The sequence below is a fragment of the Chitinimonas sp. BJB300 genome (assembly GCF_002735695.1).
Classification (GTDB): domain Bacteria; phylum Pseudomonadota; class Gammaproteobacteria; order Burkholderiales; family Chitinimonadaceae; genus Chitinimonas.
Genome location: NZ_PDZH01000059.1, coordinates 12,487 through 28,866 on the forward strand (window position 1 = coordinate 12,487; position 16,380 = coordinate 28,866).

Below are 16,380 nucleotides of genomic sequence, written 5' to 3' on the forward strand. Positions count from 1 at the left end.
CCGATGTTAAAACCTGTTTACGATCTTACTGCGCAGCCGTGATCAGGGTTCATGTGCCGCTCGAAAGCCCCCGCAAGGGGGACGCCGAACTGCTACGGTGCTTCGCAGCCTCATGTACAAAAGTACATTCCGGTTTCTGCGCTGCGCTTCACTCTGCTGACATCTGCTCGTGACAGATCGTAAACAAGTTCTTAGAACTGCAAAGGACACGAAGGTTGCCCTCCGTGTCCTTTGCAGGGCGATACGGTGATTCTTAAGCGACTTGGGTTTGGTGCTCATAATCCTCGCGTGGGCGGATACTGCCAATGCGGTAAACCGTTTCACCTTCCGCGGTCAATAAGGCCGTGGCGGCGTCGGCTTGTTCCGCAGCCAATACTACGACCATGCCAATGCCGCAATTGAAGGTGCGATACATCTCTTGGGCATCCACATTGCCCTCGGCTTGCAGCCATTGGAACAATTGGGGCAATTGCCACGATTTGGCGTCGATCTGGGCGACAACGTTTGCAGGCAATACGCGCGGCACGTTCTCGGTGATGCCGCCGCCGGTAATGTGGGCCATACCTTTGACGGTCATCGTCTCCATCAGCTTGAGCATGGGCTTCACGTAAAGGCGCGTAGGGGCCATCACCACGTCAGCTAACGAGCGGCCGTCTTCAAATGGTGCGTTGTAGTCAGCGCCAGTCAAGTGCAGGATCTTGCGGATCAACGAGTAGCCATTGGAGTGCGCACCGTTGGAAGCAAGGCCGAGTACAACATCGCCTACGCTAATGGTGTCGCCGGTGATGATCTTGCTCTTTTCCACCACACCGACGGCAAAGCCCGCCAAATCGTACTCGCCAGCTGGATACATGCCGGGCATTTCCGCCGTCTCGCCACCAATCAGCGCACAGCCGGATTGTTCGCAGCCAGCGGCAATGCCTTTGATGACTTCTGTGGCGCTGGTGACATCAAGCTTGCCGCAGGCAAAGTAATCGAGGAAAAACAAAGGCTCTGCGCCCTGGACCAGAATGTCGTTGACACTCATGGCGACAAGGTCGATACCTACGGTGTCGTGCCGGTTCAGCTCGAAAGCCAGCTTCAGTTTGGTACCGACGCCATCGGTGCCTGATACCAAGACCGGCTCTTTGAATTTCTTGCTGATTTCGACGAGGCCGCCAAAGCCGCCGATACCGGACAGTACTTCGGGGCGCATGGTGCGCTTTGCAAACGGTTTGATGTTTTCGACCAGTTGGTCGCCAGCGTCGATATCTACACCGGCATCGCGGTAGGAAAGGCTTTGGCGCGGGGTTTGGGTCATGGTGCCAACTCTTGGAAAGGAAACCGACGCGAGTGCGCCGAGGATGCGGTTACAATGCGGCGCTAGAGCCTTAATCTGATTTGGCATTTGCCAGACAGAAAACCATAAGCACCGGAATTCGCGCGCATTTTACCCGAAATGAAACGCCACCGCCCGCACAAAGCCCACTGGATTCAGTATTGGCCACTTGGCCTATTTATACTTGGCCTCGCCTTGCTGTATCTGCTGGCGCCAGTACTGACTCCTTTTATCACGGCCGCTGTATTGGCCTATATCCTCGAACCGGTGGTCAACCAACTGACGAGGCGTCGATGCCCGCCCGACTTGGCCGTTTGTCTGGTACTGCTGGCGGTCATGCTGATCCTGGTGGCATTGGTGCTGGTGATCGTGCCGATCTTTGTCCAGCAACTGAGTGCGCTGGTGGGTTATATCCCAACCTTGCTCACGTGGCTGCGCGATTCAGCCAGCCCGTGGTTGAACCAGCACCTGGGCATGGAATTGAGCCTGGACCCGGAATATGCAAAGGCTTGGCTGACCGAGCATAGCGAGCAGGCAGGCAAGCTATTGCAAGCGTTATTGCCTTCGTTGACCTCGGGCGGTATGGCGGTCATTGCTATTGTCGGTAATCTGGCATTGATTCCGTTGGTATTGTTTTATTTCCTGCGGGATTGGCAAGCATTGTTGTCGCAAGTCGATACCTTGTTGCCACGTCGTTGGCGCAGCAAGGTTCACGAATTGGTGGGTGAGGCTGATGTTGTGCTGGGCCAGTTCCTCAGAGGCCAGCTGTCCGTCATTTTGATCATGGCGCTGTTTTATAGTGTTGGCTTATGGCTGACCGGGTTGAAGTCGGCCTTGCCAATCGGGATTGTGGCTGGCTTGCTGGTGTTTATTCCCTACCTTGGCGTTGTCGTGGGCGTATTGCTGGCCAGTTTGACGGCTGTGTTGCAGTTTCATTCCTTGGGCGGAATGCTGCCGGTTTGGGGAGTATTTCTGTTTGGGCAGTTGATAGAGGGGTTTTATGTCACCCCCCGTTTAGTGGGCGAGCGTATCGGCCTTCACCCGGTTGCCGTGGTGTTTGCGTTGATGGCGTTTGGTCAGCTGTTCGGGTTTGTTGGTGTGTTACTCGCGTTGCCGATGGCAGCCATGCTGCTTGTTGGGTTGAGGCATGTGAGGCAGCAATATCTCGATAGTGTCTTGTATCGTCGTCAGCCATGAAGCAGTTAGCACTAGATCTGCAGTTGCCCGAACCCTTTGATTTTGACGATTTTCTGATTGGTCCAAATCTCGAGGCGTTTCTTGCCCTGAAAGCGTTGTCTGATCGTGAGTCCTCCGAAGGCTGTATCTACCTTTGGGGTAAAGCTACGGTGGGAAAGTCTCACCTACTGCGCGCAACGGTGACGCGTGCATTGGCGGGGGGATTGTTCGCTCGGTATTGGGATGCTGCGCAAAGTCCGTTGGAGGAGGCCGCGCATGGCTATGAATTGCTGGCGGTGGATCATGTCGATGCACTAACGGCCGAAGAACAAATCGTCCTTTTCGGTTTGATCAACGCGCAGCGGGAAGCTGGGCGGGCTATCGTGACGGCAGGCCCATTACCACCCGCCAAGATGCCGCTACGACATGATCTAACCACGCGTCTTGGCTGGGGTCTGGTGTTTGAGATTGGCGAACCTGCAGATGAGGACAAGGCCATTTTGCTGCGTCACCGCGCCCGGGCGCGTGGGTGCGACATCGACGAGACGGTTTGTCGTTGGCTGGTCACCCATCGGAGCCGCGATTTAGGTTCGCTGACAGCGCTTTTGGACAAGCTGGACTTGGCAGCGTTGGCGGCCGGTAGGCCGCTTACACTGCCGTTTGTACGGGAAACTTTGCAGAATATTGAGCTTGGCCAGCCCTGAATATCCTTTGGTCCAGCCCTCGTTAGCTAAGATCGCCCTGGAAAGTCACTCGCTCAAAGTCCTGGCCACGCTCGATCATCTGTTCAAGCTTGATCTTCCTTATTTGCCCATCCACATAGATTTCAATGATTTTTCCCGCTTTGTGCCAGCTGTTTGGTACCAGGAGGCTGGTTTCGGTGTGCAAAGCAGGCATGGCGGGCAGTAATAAGGCCTGGGTGAATTGGCTGCCGAAGTTGTTAACGCCGGTAAGGCGTACCGATACGGCGCGCGGAATGCCGGGCAGTAGACGTACGCCAATGTTGAGTTCGCCGTTACCGCCTTCTTCCAACCAGCGCACGCTACCGACAACAATGGGTTGGTCGGGGCGCGGTTTTACCGCTATCAGTTGGCTGTGGTTGAGTCGGCCGCCTGGGCCTTGCCGATTCAGTTTGAAGCCTAACGCGCTTTCATTTTCCATCAGCCATGATTCCAACTCTGGCAATGCTGCTACCTCCTTGGCAGCGTTACTGCTGCTTAGATGATGCGCTTGGCCTCCGAAAAGTTGAAAGTCAGCAATGGCGCGACCACGTACCTCATGCAGTTCATCTGGCTGGGTAAATAACTTGCCGGATATGGCTTGATGAGCTGTATTCAAGCCCAGCGCCAATTGCGCGGGTGTAGCGTCGTCAAGACTCTGGTGGCGGGGCATGCCTCTTTCCAGCGGGAGGTCGCACCACTCATGAAATAGACCGACCAGATTGCTTTCAGCTGTGCTGGCGGCAAAATCCTCTCCCAGCCCAAGCTGTGCAGGCAATTCGCCGGCGCGCAGTGACTTGATGCGCTTCTTTATTCGTTTGCCGACGGGGTCGATATCGACATAACGCCAGCTGGGGCCCACAGGGATCGGGTCATAGCGTTTTAGTTCGCTGGCCTCTTCCAGGTCGAGCGCCAGTGCGCCTCGATCCGAACGTTCAGGAGGTTCGGTCAGCAACGTGGTCTGATTTGACCAGCGATCCAGCAGCCGGTCTGTCCAAATGAGTTGCCGTACTGGCATGGCACTAGGGTTGGCTGCGGCAAGCAGTGCAGCCTGCAGGAAGCTTGCGGTACAAGAGGACAGCTCGGTCTGTGTATTCAGGCTGTCCTTAACCGTCTTGTTCGCGATGTCGGCCTTTGTGGCGATTTGATACAAGTCGTAGATATCTGCCCACCGTGCTTGTGGAATGCTGCGGTAGGCCAGATGGTATTCACGGATGGCTAGAGCTGCATAGCGTATGGCGCGCTGACCACATAGTGCACAATGGTCAGCAACGGTCACATCATGCTTCAGCCCGGCAAGCCAGCAATGACGATAGCCTTGGCTCATGGCCAGCCACAGGCGCAAATTGTCTTGCCAGGCGCTGTCTTCAGCGGCGGCCAAGGGGAAGGGCCTGCCAAAATATCGCTTGGCGTTCTCTTCCTGCAGCATCGCGACCGATTCACGCAGGAGTTCCAGCATTTTCAGTCGCTCAATTGGTAGTACTGGTGAAATATTTAGCCGACTTAACGTATTGAGCACATCATCATGCGCTTGGCGTACATTGATCATTGGCACCAGCTTCAGCCACTCCTTAAATCCTCGGGCATCAGCAAATTCAAGTGATTGGCTTGGGTCTAGTGGAGGGAGTTCCAGGGCATGCATGCATTACTCCTTGGAAAAGGATTCCAGCATCAGGAGTTTGGATGCCAGCGCGGCCTTTAGCCAGTTTAAGTCAATGGTACGTGATGTACTTTCGCGTAACGGTGTGGCCCAGATCGGAGCAGGGAAGTGTGGGTCGTCTTGCCATCGCGGAATAACATGCCAATGTAGATGCGGCACGACATTACCGAGACTAGCCAGATTCACCTTCTGAGGTTTCATTTCTACCCTTAGCACTTCTTCAACAGCCCAGACGGCATTCATCAGATTGTTGCGTTCATCCATTCCCAGTTCCGTCATTTCAGCCACATGGTGGTTGAGGATGACGCGGCAAAAACCGGGATAGCCAAGCTCTTCAACCATTACGACACGATAGAGTGCTGATTGCCAGATCAGTTCACCACCGATTTCATTGCATAGCGGGCAACTATTGCTTGTCATGAGTAGAGATTAAGGTAAAAAGTATTACATTGTCATTGTGTCAACGGGGTTTGGCCCACTGCAAGCTGTGCCGACCGAGGGTCGTTTGGCTCAATGGCAAATGACAACGCCCCGTTGTTATCGGGGCGTCACGCACTGCCTGCATAGGTGTAGGTTATATCGCGTACCACCAAACCCTAACTTCACTCGAAGGAAACCGTTCGTCAGAAAGTAGGTGTAACGGTGGATCATAGCGGAGAGATAGCGCTTTGCGATGTGATGTTGCAATTGGCCTTTGCAAAGCGCACATCTTTTACAACAATACCCGTTCGATACCTCCATCCCGAGCAGTTTCTACATAGTCGGATAACCAGTTTTCGCCGAGGGTATGCTTGGCGATCTCTACTACGATGTAATCGGCGGTAGTGCCCGAGTCATCGTCGTATCGGCTCAGGCCTTGCAGGCAGCTTGGGCAGGAAGTCAGTATTTTCACTTTGTCTTCGGTACCGGCCCGGGCTTTGTCAGCGCCCTTGCGCATTTCTTCTTCCTTGCGAAACCGTACCTGAGTCGACACATCGGGCCGGCTGGCGGAAAAGGTGCCTGATTCGCCACAGCAACGCTCATTCAGGTCAACCTGTTGGCCCATCAATTCCTTGGCTAGCTTGATCGGGCTCATGGTCTTGATCGGTGTGTGGCAGGGGTCGTGATACATATAGCGTGTACCTGCTACGCCGTTCAGCTTCACCCCTTTTTCCAACAAATACTCATGGATATCCAACAGGCGGCAGCCAGGGAATATCTGCTCGAATTGGTATTTCTGCAGCTGATCCATACACGTGCCGCAGCTGACGATGACAGTTTTGATATCGAGATAATTCAGCGTGTTGGCAAGTCGGTGAAAGAGCACCCGATTCTCCGTGGTGATTTGCTCTCCTTTGTCAGCAAAGCCGCTCGACGTTTGCGGATAGCCACAGCATAGGTAGCCTGGCGGTAGCACCGTGGTGGTGCCCACATGCCATAGCATCGCCTGGGTGGCGAGGCCCACTTGGGAGAACAGTCGCTCCGATCCACAGCCAGGGAAATAGAAGACCGACTCAACATCTTCTGCAGCCAACTTGGGATTGCGAATCACCGGAATGATTGCCGAGTCCTCGACATCCAACAGGGCCCGCGCCGTTTTCTTGGGCAGATTGCCAGGCATCTTCTTATTGATGAAATGGATTACCTGGGTCCTTATGGTCGGCTTGCCAACCGTGGCGGGTGGCGCTGCTGTCTGTGCTTTGGCCGCGACTTTGAGCACTTCATGGCCCAGGCGTTGCAGTTTGTAGCCCACGCCCATCATGCCGGTACGCAGTGCTTTGATGGAGGTGGGGTCCTTGGCGGTCAGGAAGGCCATTGCCGCCGCAGTACCGGGGTTGAATTTACGCTGGCCGGCTTTACGCAGGAAGTTGCGCATAGCGACGGATACATCGCCAAAGTCGATTTTCACCGGGCATGGGTTGACGCACTTGTGGCAGACCGTGCAATGGTCTGCCACGTCGCCTAACTCCTCAAAGTGCTTGAAGCTGACGCCACGCCGGGTTTGTTCTTCGTATAGAAAGGCTTCGGTCAGCAAGCCAACACCAAGAATCTTGTTACGTGGGGAGTAAAGCAGGTTGGCGCGGGGTACGTGGGTGGCACAAACCGGTTTGCACTTACCGCAGCGCAAACAGTCCTTGATGCTGTCCGAAATAGCACCCAGGTCGGATTGTTCGAGAATGAGCGACTCGGCGCCAAGCAGACCGAACGACGGCGTGTAGGCATTACGCAGATCGGCACCGTACAACAGCTTGCCCTTGTTGAAGTGGCCCTGGGGGTCGATGCGTTGCTTATAGGCGCGAAATGGGCCTATTTCGTCATCCGTCAGGAATTCCAGCTTGGTAATGCCGATGCCGTGTTCGCCCGAGATAACGCCATTTAAGCCACGCGCCAGTTCCATGATGCGCGCCACTGCCTTGTGAGCCGTTTGCAGCATTGTATAGTCGTCAGAGTTCACCGGTAGATTGGTATGCACATTGCCGTCGCCGGCATGCATATGCAGTGCGACAAATACCCGGCCCTTGAGGGTCTTCTGGTGAATGGCGCGCACTGCTGCGCGAATAGGCGCGTCGGCTTCGCCGGAAAACAGCGCATCCAAATCGGCCAACAGTTCGCGTTTCCAGGAAATACGTAAGGCGAAGTCACGCATTGCATGGAAGACAGACTGTGGTGGGTCGATGTCGCCGGCAGGCTCCAGACGGACATTCGGATAATTGCTGGTGTATTGCTCGAACGCATCATCGAGATGGTGCAATACCCAGGCCCAGCGCTGTTGAACACTCGCGATAGCGGTCAGAGCCGCTTCACGCCGATCGCCGATCAGCTCATCATGGCTGATGCCGGTATCTTCACTGTCCCATAGCAGGCGACCTTCTTTGAAGAAGGCTTCCAGTCTTTCCAGAAGCTGCAGCTTGTTCTGGGTGGAGAGCTCGATATTGATGCGTTCGATACCATCCGAATAGTCTCCCAGGCGGGGCAGCGGAATCACCACATCCTCGTTGATCTTGAAGGCGTTGGTATGTCGGGCGATAGCCGCTGTCTTGCTGCGGTCCAGCCAGAACTTCTTGCGCGCCTCGGCGGTGACGGCAATGAACCCTTCACCATGGCGGGCATTGGCCAACCTGACTACCTGTGACGAAGCCTCGCCAACGGCGTTTTCATTATCCGAAACGATATCAGCCAATAGCACCATCTTCGGCCGCCCCTTGGATTTGGCCTTGGTGGCATAGCCCACTGCCCGCACATAGCGCCAATCCAGGTGCTCCAGCCCGGCCAGAATGGCGTGAGGATGGCTATCGAGATAGTTCTTGATTTCGACGATGGCTGGCGTGGCTTGCGCCACGGTGCCAAAAAACTCAAGGCAAACTGTGCGACTGTACGCAGGGAGGCGATGCAGAATAAAGCGGGCTGATGTGATGATGCCGTCTGTGCCTTCCTTCTGCACCCCGGGCAGACCGGCCAGAAACTTGTCGGTTACATCTTTGCCCAGGCCGACCTTTCGGAACTGTGGGCCGGGGATAACCAGCGTTTCTTCGCTGATCGGGGTCTTGCCATCAGGCTGTAGTTTGCGCACCTTGAAGCTAGCCAGTTCCGCGTCGTGAATCTTGCCGCGATTATGGTTGAGTCGCTCGATAAACAGCCAATTGCCATCAGGGTCAACCATCTTCCACGACGCGAGGTTGTCGAGTGCTGTACCCCAGAGCACTGCCTTCTTGCCGCCCGCATTCATGGCCACATTACCGCCAATGCAGCTGGCTTCGGCGGAGGTTGGGTCGACGGCGAATACCAAGCCATCGGCTTCGGCGGCTTCCATGACCCGCTTGGTGACAACTCCGGCGCCACAATTGATGGTGGCGACCTTGCCCTCGACACCCGGTAGGTCGAGGTATTCCACACCGTTATGGCGATCCAGCTTTTCAGTGTTGATCACCGCCGACATGGGGGTCAGCGGTATGGCACCACCGGTATAGCCCGTACCACCCCCGCGAGGGATGATGGTCAAGCCCAGCTCAATGCAGGCTTTTACGAGCCCAGCCATTTCGTCTTCATTGTCGGGATTCAACACCACGAAGGGGTATTCAACCCGCCAATCAGTGGCGTCGGTAACGTGGGAAACACGCGCCAGACCATCGAAACAGATATTGTCTTTACGTGTCAGCCCGCCCATCCGTTTCATTACCTTGCGGCGTAGTTCGGCTGTCTCGGGAAAGAAGCGCTCGAAACGGTCTACCGCATTGCGGGCACGGTCAAGCAGATCACCGACCTGGGTATTGTCGCCACGGCGGGACTCTACCTCGCGTAGGCGATGGCGCATGGCACCGGTCAGGGCTTCAAGGCGGTTAGCGTTGTCGAGCAAGTCATCTTGCAGGTAGGGGTTACGTTGAACAACCCAGATATCACCCAATACTTCGAACAGCATGCGGGCTGATCGCCCGGTCTTGCGTTCAGTGCGCAAAGTGTCCAGCACTTGCCAGCTGTCTTCGCCCAAGAGGCGCATGACAATTTCGCGATCGGAAAACGAGGTGTAGTTGTAGGGTATTTCGCGCAGGCGAGGCGTATCTGCCATGGTGGCGGGCGTCCAGAAACGGCTGAGATCGGGGGAATTGATTCTAGCTGAAATGTTGCGCTGCATCGAACGATGGGGCGACATTTTCTGTACGACTATGCCAATTAAACCTTATAAAAACAGCGTTTTATCGGTCTGGTTTAGCGTGGGCATTAATCGCAATTCTGTTTTGGGATGGCCATGCAGATCGGGTTGGGGTCACCCGGTGGGCAGATGCTGGTAACTCGATGGTTCTTGAGGAGGCGTTGCAAATGCTTGAAGTTTCGGCCCTGAACATAAAGGCCGAAACCATCGTTAAGTGACCACCGTACACCCCCTCCAGTAGCGTTACCGGCCTCACGATTCAAACAGAGGTAGTTCTCGTTGTCGTCGGGTGCGACGGGGCTGCGGGCCACCAACAGAAGTTTTCTTTCGGTGGCGCCGACAGGTTCGATAAGGTTGGGCGGAGATTCGAGGTAGGTGCGAAAAATGGGTGATACAAAAGTGGCTGGTACCTGCTTGCCATGAACTGGCACATCTTGCACTTTCAGATTCAGCGCTGGAGGCCGGCGGGCTTTACGCTTGCGATTGTCCTTTTTGCCTGTGTCTGCGCATAAAGTGCAATTGACACAGAATGCCAAGAGGACTGCTATCTGAAGGAGGGTGGGTCGGTGTTGCATGGTGCGGGCTCATTTAGCGATACGACAATGTGTAATTTTCGTGCGCTGGCTGGGGTTGGTAGGTAATGCTTACCCCACTTTCCAGCAAGTACCGTGCCCAATAACCTGTTGAAAGTCTTTTAGAACCTATCTAAAGTCTGCTGCGCGTCGGCAATATGACGTTGAAAACACCCTCGGAATGCTCACTTACCACTTGTATACTCCGCTTTCTCGGCTGTTTCCGCCTTATCTTGCCTTAGCTCGCGAGACTTTAGACAGGTTCTAAGTAAGGGTAAAACAAGGCAAAAAGACCAAGAAAATGGCATTTACAATGGGTAAATGAGTATTTCATGGCCATTTTTACGCTGTATCGCTCCGCTTATCGAGGCTTTAGAAGGCCGTAGCTGCATGTCCCTTATCAGGGCTCATGTGCTGCTTGAAGGCCCCAATACGTATGTCTATCTACGCTTCACCCGGTCAAGGGCGCGTACGGTCCTGAATAAATTCAAGAGCCTGTGCAGGATTTGCTATATGTCTGGTTAGAGCGAGTGTCGCCCATCAAGTTCATGCAAGGAACAACCGGTAGGCGGGATTATCGCGTTCATCGGTGTAGTCGTAGCCGAGTTCTGTCAGGAAGGATTGCAAGGCGGCTTCGTCGGCGGGGGGTACCTGCATACCTACCAGTACGCGGCCGAAATCAGCGCCATGGTTGCGGTAGTGGAACAGGCTGATGTTCCAACCCTTACCCATATGGGTGAGGAAGTTGAGCAACGCACCCGGGCGTTCAGGGAATTCAAAGCGGTATACCAGTTCGTGCTCGACCCTTAGCGCCCGGCCGCCGACCAAATGACGGATGTGCAGTTTTGCCATTTCGTTATCGGTAAGGTCGATGGCTTTCAGCCCTGCGGCGTTGAGTTGGGCGACTAATGCGGAAGCCTCTTGGTGTGCGCTGATCTTCACGCCAACAAAGATATGCGCTTCGGTCGGGTCGGATGCTCGGTAGTTGAACTCAGTGACGGCACGATTGCCGAGCTTTTCACAAAATGCGCGGAAGCTGCCCGGTTGTTCGGGAATGGTGACGGCAAGTATGGCTTCACGTGCTTCACCAATCTCTGCCCTCTCCGCTACATGGCGAAGACGGTCGAAGTTCATATTTGCGCCGCTGGCGACAGCGATCAGTGTTTCTTGCTGGCATCCTTCCCTTGCTGCCCAGGCCTTCAGGCCAGCCAGTGAGAGTGCACCGCTGGGCTCCAGGATGGAACGGGTGTCTTCGAACACATCCTTGATAGCTGCGCACATAGCATCGGTATCAACAAGGATGATCTCGTCGAGGTATTCGCGGCAAAGACGAAAGGTTTCTTCGCCCACTTGCTTGACGGCTACGCCGTCGGCAAACAAGCCTACATGTTCGAGGATGACGCGTTCGCCTGCATCAATGGATCGTTTCATGGCATCGCTATCGACCGGTTCAACACCGATGATGCGGATCTCGGGCCGCAACCTTTTGACATAGGCGCTTAGGCCCGCAGCCAGACCACCGCCGCCGATTGGAACAAAAATCGCATGGATGGGGTCGGGATGCTGGCGGAGGATCTCCATCCCTACGGTTCCCTGGCCTGCAATGACTGCGGGGTCATCGAACGGTGAAACATACGTACCGCCGCTTTCGGCCACCAATTGCATCGCATGTGCGTAGGCGTCGCTGTAGGAATCGCCATGCAGCACCACTTCTGCACCACGACGCTTTACGCCGTCGATCTTGATGCTGGGGGTGGTTATCGGCATCACGATGGTGGCTTTGCAGCCCAGCTTCTGTGCGGACATAGCGACGCCTTGAGCGTGGTTACCCGCTGATGCGGTGATCACGCCTTTATCGCGCTCTGCCTGGGTAAGGCTGGACAGCTTGTTGTAAGCACCCCGCAGCTTATAAGTGAAGACGGGCTGCATATCCTCGCGCTTGATCAGTACCCGGTTGCCGATTCGATTGGCTAGGTTGGGCATCTCGTCCAGATCGGTTTCGATGGCGACATCGTAGACACGGGCGGTAAGGATACGTTCGAGGTAATCAGGCGTGGTCATGGCGAGGTGCTTGAAGGCGGAAAGGTTGGAAAACTAGCAGGATTTGGCGGTAGGGGCGAGTTGCCATATATACCAGCCGAAGGGAAGGTTGGCGTAGCTAAGCTTTGGTGCGAGTAGCCAGGCCAATCAAGGCTACTCCGAGCAGGATAATGCCCATGCCCGCCATAAGCGGCCAGCTAATGGCTTCGCCAGCAAGCAGCCAGCCAAGAAACAGCGCCACCATTGGGTTTACATAGCTGCCGCTACTTGCCAATGCCGGCCTTGCATGGCGCAGCAACCAGACAAAGGCGGAGTAAGCCACGATGGAGCCGAAGACGATCAGATAGGCCAGAGCAGCAATGGCTTCAGGTTTGGGGGCGCTGGGGAAGCGCTCTCCGCCAAGCAACGCCAGCAGCAGTGAAACCAAGCCACCTGCCAGCATCTGGATAGCGGGTGACATGCTGCCCTCAGGTAGGTTGAGGCGCGGTATGAGTACCGATGCAATAGCCCACGCAATGCAGGCGATGGCCATCAGGCCTACATCGAGTGGTTCTCTCGCCAGGCCGGTGTCGAGATTCATCAGCAATACTCCCAGCAGGCCAAGGCCGATACCGCACCATTCCAGAGGTTTGGCCTGACTGCCTATTAATTGGCTCATCACGACGGTTAGCAATGGTGTGGTGGCAACAAGGAGCGCAGTTGCGCCCGAGTCCAACGTCTTTTCGGCAACGCAGGTAAGACCGTTACCGATTGTGAGCATGAGCAGACCGACAAGGCTGGCATTACCTACTTGTCCCCAACTGGGCCAGGCAACGCCACGCCATTTAAGCCAAGCCAGCAAGAGCCCGCCGGCGCATAGATAACGGCTGCCGGACAGCACGTAGGGACTGAAGCTGAGCAGTGCAAATTTGATAGCGAGGTAAGTCGAGCCCCAGATCAGCCAGGTGGCTGCGAGGCAAAATGGAATAAGAAGGGTAGGGCGTTGGGGCGACATAGCGGAGTAGGTTAGCATGCGGTTCTTCTGCCTATCCCCGCTTGAGCGGTTATAAATTGGCTATGCCAGCCCGCAAATTCACCGCTCCAGATGCTTTTTGGCGTTCTGCCAAAATCTTCAACTTGTTTCGCGCGGCGATGGTGGCGTCGCTGATCGTAGCGAATTGGTCGTTATCGCCCAATCTTCTTTTCGATAAAGGAGACCGCATCAGTGTGAATTGGGCATCTATGGCCTATTTATGTCTGATTTCAGGCTACACGCTTTGTCTGCGTTACCGCTGGCCGACCTTCAGGCTACTGCTTGGTATTCAGGTGGGTAGCGACATTCTGTTTATTGTGGGCGTGATGCACATAGGGGGCGGTTTCCAGTCAGGCATCGCTTTGATGCTGCTGCCCTATCTGGCAGGTGCAGGATTGATCAGCCGCGGGAGCACCACCTTATTTCATGCCGCTATGGCCAGTATTGCCTTGTTGGGGCAGCAGGGTTATCAGTATTTCTTTGATGGCGGTAGGGCGTCGGACTGGTTTCAGGTAGCCATGGTCTCCTCTGCCTGTTTTGCCACCGCATGGCTGGCGCATCGGTTGGCGAGTTATGCGACCGAATCAGAGCAACTAGCCGCGCGGCGTGGCAATGAGCTGGCGAATATGGCACAGATCAACCGATTGGTGATTCAGGATGTGTCGGATGGGGTGCTGGTGCTGGATGAGCTTGGCGTTGTGCGCCAATTCAATCAGCAGGCGGAGCGGCTGCTTGGCCGAGGCATGGTAGTAGGACGCACTGTGTTACGGGAGTTCTCGCCGGCATTGGCGCGAGCGCTGTCTGGCTGGCGTGAGGGTGATTCGACCTTGGCGCCCAATCCGGCCAGTAACCAGCGGGTCCGGCCGCGTTTCATGCCGGTGCAGGTGGGTAGTTCGGCGACAGGTACGGTTGTTTTTCTTGAGGATATCGAGCGATTGCAACGCGAGGCGCAGCAAATCAAGCTTGCTGCTTTGGGGCGACTTACTGCGAACATCGCGCACGAAATCCGAAACCCGCTTTCTGCGATTAGCCATGCAGCACAGCTCTTGGCGGAAGATGCCGATGATCCTGCCAGTAAACGGCTTACCCAGATCATTGGCGACAATACCAAGCGATTGAATCAGATGGTGCAGGAAGTGCTGGATTTGAATCGACGCGATCGAGCAGATCCGGTCGATATTCGGCTTCATGAGTGGTTGACGCTTTTTGTTGCCGAGTTCAAGGAGGTGGAGGGTATTCAAGCAGACATTGTGCTGGAATGCCCTCAAGGCGCGACAGCCCGCTTCGATGAAGGGCAGCTGCACCAGGTAATGTGGAATCTTTGTCGCAATGGTTGGCGTTATTGCTCGCAGAAAGATGGTGGGCTCAGCGTAAAAGTTGGGCCAACAGAGGATGCTTGGGCTATACAGGTGCGGGATGATGGCGCTGGCGTGTCGTCTGAAGATATGGGTAAGTTATTCGAACCCTTCTTCACCACTGATGCAAAAGGTACCGGTCTCGGGCTATATATTGCACGCGAGATTTGCGCTGGAAATGACAGCGTGCTGGAATATGTGCCTGTTTCACTCGGTGCTTGCTTTCGCATCACCTTTCCGAGCCGCCCTGCATGAGCAAAAAATCTTCTAAGCCACTTCGTGTTCTCGTCGTTGATGACGAACCCCATCTGCGCGAACTTGTAGAGCTGACCCTGTTGAAAATGGGGTTGGATGTCGAGTTGGCAGAAGGCGTGGTTGCTGCCATTGAACGGATTGATCAGGGAGGGATTGATCTTTGTCTGACGGATATGCGTATGCCTGATGGCAGTGGCCTGGATGTCGTCAGGCATATTGATCGCCAAGGTTACGATATTCCTGTGGCGGTGATTACCGCCTATGGCAGCCTGGATAACGCGGTCGAAGCACTTAAGGCTGGTGCATTCGATTATCTGGCCAAGCCTGTTTCTTTAGACCAGCTGCGTACCTTGGTGCGTTCGGCGCTCGAATTGGACAAGCCGGCTTCCCGGACTGTACCCGGTACCGATAAAGCGTTTATTGGTGACTCGCTGGCTATTCGAGAAGCGCTGACCTTGATCGATAAGCTGGCGCGCAGCCAAGCACCTGTCTACATCACGGGTGAGTCGGGCAGCGGTAAGGAGCGGGCGGCCAGGTTGATCCATGGGCAGTCGATCCGCGCCGACAAACCCTTTGTGCCCGTCAACTGTGGCGCTATTCCCGAGAACCTGATGGAAAGTGAGTTCTTCGGCTACAAGAAAGGGGCGTTTACGGGGGCGGATGGTGAGCGTGACGGTTTTTTCCAGGCGGCCGATGGCGGTACATTATTTTTGGACGAAGTAGCCGATTTGCCGCTGGCCATGCAGGTCAAGCTACTACGGGTCATACAGGAAAAGAAAGTACGCAAGATTGGTGATACGCGTGAGATATCGGTGGACGTACGCATTATTTGCGCCACGCATCAGGATTTGGCAAATTGTGTGGAAGAGGGCCGTTTCCGCCAGGACTTGTACTATCGCTTGAATGTGATTGAACTGCGTATGCCCTCATTGCGTGACATGCGTGAAGATATCCCCAATATTGCCCACGGCGTGCTTGCACGGCTGTCGGCGCAGAATGGGATGGATGAACCCCGCCTTGCGCCAGAAGCCCTGGCAGCACTGATTGCTTACGACTTCGCCGGCAATGTGCGTGAGCTTGAGAACATCCTTGAACGTGCGTTGGCATTGTGTGATGGCCGGACCATTAACACGGATGATCTTCAGTTAAAGCGTGTCGATGCCGAGGATCTTCCTGTGGATCGGGGTGAAATTGGGCTTTTGCAGGATTATCTCGATCGTGTGGAGAAGGATGCGATCCTATCCGCCCTTGACAGGACCCGTTTCAATCGCACCCAGGCAGCCAAATTACTGGGGGTGACGTTCCGCTCGTTACGTTATCGAATGGAGCGGTTAGGGATTAATTAGTGGTAAGAGTGTTAGATAACAAAAAAGCCCCGTGATGGGGCTTTTTTGTTACGCATCATGCGGCGATCAGAAGAAAGCCCATGTAAAGAAGAGGCCGGCGTGGGAACCGTCGTAATCCTTGTTTAGGTTACCGATATTGCGGTTGGTAAAGGTTACGTTATCCAACTTATAGGCTGATGTTACGCAGTGCATACGCTAACCTGTCGCAATGAAGAACAAAGAACTCGATTTGTACACCGACTATTTGCTGAGCACGTTTGGTGCGGCGACAGCAACGGGCTTGTCGGCGATGGTAGGTGG

The 16,380-nt window shown here is 55.0% G+C and carries 11 protein-coding genes; 4 read left to right on the forward strand and 7 right to left on the reverse strand.

Annotated features, from left to right (window positions below; all coding sequences use genetic code 11):
- Positions 1 to 253: 253 nt before the first annotated feature.
- A complete protein-coding gene (gene purM, locus CSQ89_RS11710; protein WP_099406345.1) occupies positions 254 to 1,300 on the reverse strand; it encodes a phosphoribosylformylglycinamidine cyclo-ligase in 1,047 nt (348 codons plus the stop codon).
- A 138-nt stretch (positions 1,301 to 1,438) separates the two neighbouring features.
- Between purM and CSQ89_RS11715 the strand changes: the two genes are divergently transcribed.
- Positions 1,439 to 2,515, forward strand: a complete 1,077-nt coding sequence (locus tag CSQ89_RS11715; RefSeq protein WP_099406346.1) for an AI-2E family transporter — start codon at positions 1,439 to 1,441, stop codon at positions 2,513 to 2,515.
- On the forward strand, positions 2,512 to 3,198 hold the full coding sequence (gene hda, locus CSQ89_RS11720) for a DnaA regulatory inactivator Hda (protein WP_099406347.1): 687 nt from the start codon (positions 2,512 to 2,514) through the stop codon (positions 3,196 to 3,198). The genes CSQ89_RS11715 and hda overlap by 4 nt, the downstream gene beginning before the upstream one ends.
- A gap of 22 nt (positions 3,199 to 3,220) precedes the next feature.
- On the opposite strand, the gene CSQ89_RS11725 is transcribed toward hda, so the two are convergent.
- The 6 genes from CSQ89_RS11725 to yedA form a co-directional block, all read right to left on the reverse strand.
- Positions 3,221 to 4,855, reverse strand: coding sequence for a hypothetical protein (locus CSQ89_RS11725; protein ID WP_099406348.1), 1,635 nt, complete (start codon positions 4,853 to 4,855; stop codon positions 3,221 to 3,223).
- Between the two features lie 3 nt (positions 4,856 to 4,858).
- Positions 4,859 to 5,293: an HIT family protein gene (locus CSQ89_RS11730; protein WP_099406349.1), complete on the reverse strand. Its 435-nt coding sequence runs from the start codon at positions 5,291 to 5,293 to the stop codon at positions 4,859 to 4,861.
- A 292-nt stretch (positions 5,294 to 5,585) separates the two neighbouring features.
- Positions 5,586 to 9,416 carry a DUF3683 domain-containing protein gene (locus CSQ89_RS11735; RefSeq protein WP_099406355.1) on the reverse strand — a complete coding sequence of 1,277 codons (3,831 nt, stop codon included), beginning with the start codon at positions 9,414 to 9,416 and terminating at the stop codon, positions 5,586 to 5,588.
- A gap of 152 nt (positions 9,417 to 9,568) precedes the next feature.
- Positions 9,569 to 10,075, reverse strand: coding sequence for a hypothetical protein (locus CSQ89_RS11740; RefSeq protein WP_139022761.1), 507 nt, complete (start codon positions 10,073 to 10,075; stop codon positions 9,569 to 9,571).
- Between the two features lie 543 nt (positions 10,076 to 10,618).
- A complete protein-coding gene (gene ilvA, locus CSQ89_RS11745; protein WP_099406351.1) occupies positions 10,619 to 12,133 on the reverse strand; it encodes a threonine ammonia-lyase, biosynthetic in 1,515 nt (504 codons plus the stop codon).
- A gap of 97 nt (positions 12,134 to 12,230) precedes the next feature.
- Complete coding sequence (gene yedA / locus CSQ89_RS11750) at positions 12,231 to 13,124, reverse strand: drug/metabolite exporter YedA (protein ID WP_199065463.1); 894 nt, start codon at positions 13,122 to 13,124, stop codon at positions 12,231 to 12,233.
- A 44-nt stretch (positions 13,125 to 13,168) separates the two neighbouring features.
- Between yedA and CSQ89_RS11755 the strand changes: the two genes are divergently transcribed.
- Together CSQ89_RS11755 and CSQ89_RS11760 are read left to right on the forward strand one after the other, a co-directional pair.
- The gene (locus CSQ89_RS11755; RefSeq protein WP_139022762.1) at positions 13,169 to 14,734 is read left to right on the forward strand and encodes a two-component system sensor histidine kinase NtrB; all 1,566 of its coding nucleotides are present in this window, start codon (positions 13,169 to 13,171) and stop codon (positions 14,732 to 14,734) included.
- Positions 14,731 to 16,080, forward strand: coding sequence for a sigma-54-dependent transcriptional regulator (locus CSQ89_RS11760; protein WP_099406354.1), 1,350 nt, complete (start codon positions 14,731 to 14,733; stop codon positions 16,078 to 16,080). The genes CSQ89_RS11755 and CSQ89_RS11760 overlap by 4 nt, the downstream gene beginning before the upstream one ends.
- Positions 16,081 to 16,380: the final 300 nt, after the last annotated feature.

Bases quoted from the DNA above. Each gene is read 5' to 3' on its own strand.
- CSQ89_RS11725 (WP_099406348.1), bottom strand. From the start codon at position 4,855: ATGCATGCCCTGGAACTCCCTCCACTAGACCCAAGCCAATCACTTGAA.
- purM (WP_099406345.1), bottom strand. From the start codon at position 1,300: ATGACCCAAACCCCGCGCCAAAGCCTTTCCTACCGCGATGCCGGTGTA.
- CSQ89_RS11760 (WP_099406354.1), top strand. From the start codon at position 14,731: ATGAGCAAAAAATCTTCTAAGCCACTTCGTGTTCTCGTCGTTGATGAC.
- CSQ89_RS11715 (WP_099406346.1), top strand. From the start codon at position 1,439: ATGAAACGCCACCGCCCGCACAAAGCCCACTGGATTCAGTATTGGCCA.
- CSQ89_RS11735 (WP_099406355.1), bottom strand. From the start codon at position 9,416: ATGGCAGATACGCCTCGCCTGCGCGAAATACCCTACAACTACACCTCG.
- yedA (WP_199065463.1), bottom strand. From the start codon at position 13,124: ATGCTAACCTACTCCGCTATGTCGCCCCAACGCCCTACCCTTCTTATT.
- CSQ89_RS11730 (WP_099406349.1), bottom strand. From the start codon at position 5,293: ATGACAAGCAATAGTTGCCCGCTATGCAATGAAATCGGTGGTGAACTG.
- CSQ89_RS11740 (WP_139022761.1), bottom strand. From the start codon at position 10,075: ATGCAACACCGACCCACCCTCCTTCAGATAGCAGTCCTCTTGGCATTC.
- ilvA (WP_099406351.1), bottom strand. From the start codon at position 12,133: ATGACCACGCCTGATTACCTCGAACGTATCCTTACCGCCCGTGTCTAC.
- hda (WP_099406347.1), top strand. From the start codon at position 2,512: ATGAAGCAGTTAGCACTAGATCTGCAGTTGCCCGAACCCTTTGATTTT.
- CSQ89_RS11755 (WP_139022762.1), top strand. From the start codon at position 13,169: ATGCCAGCCCGCAAATTCACCGCTCCAGATGCTTTTTGGCGTTCTGCC.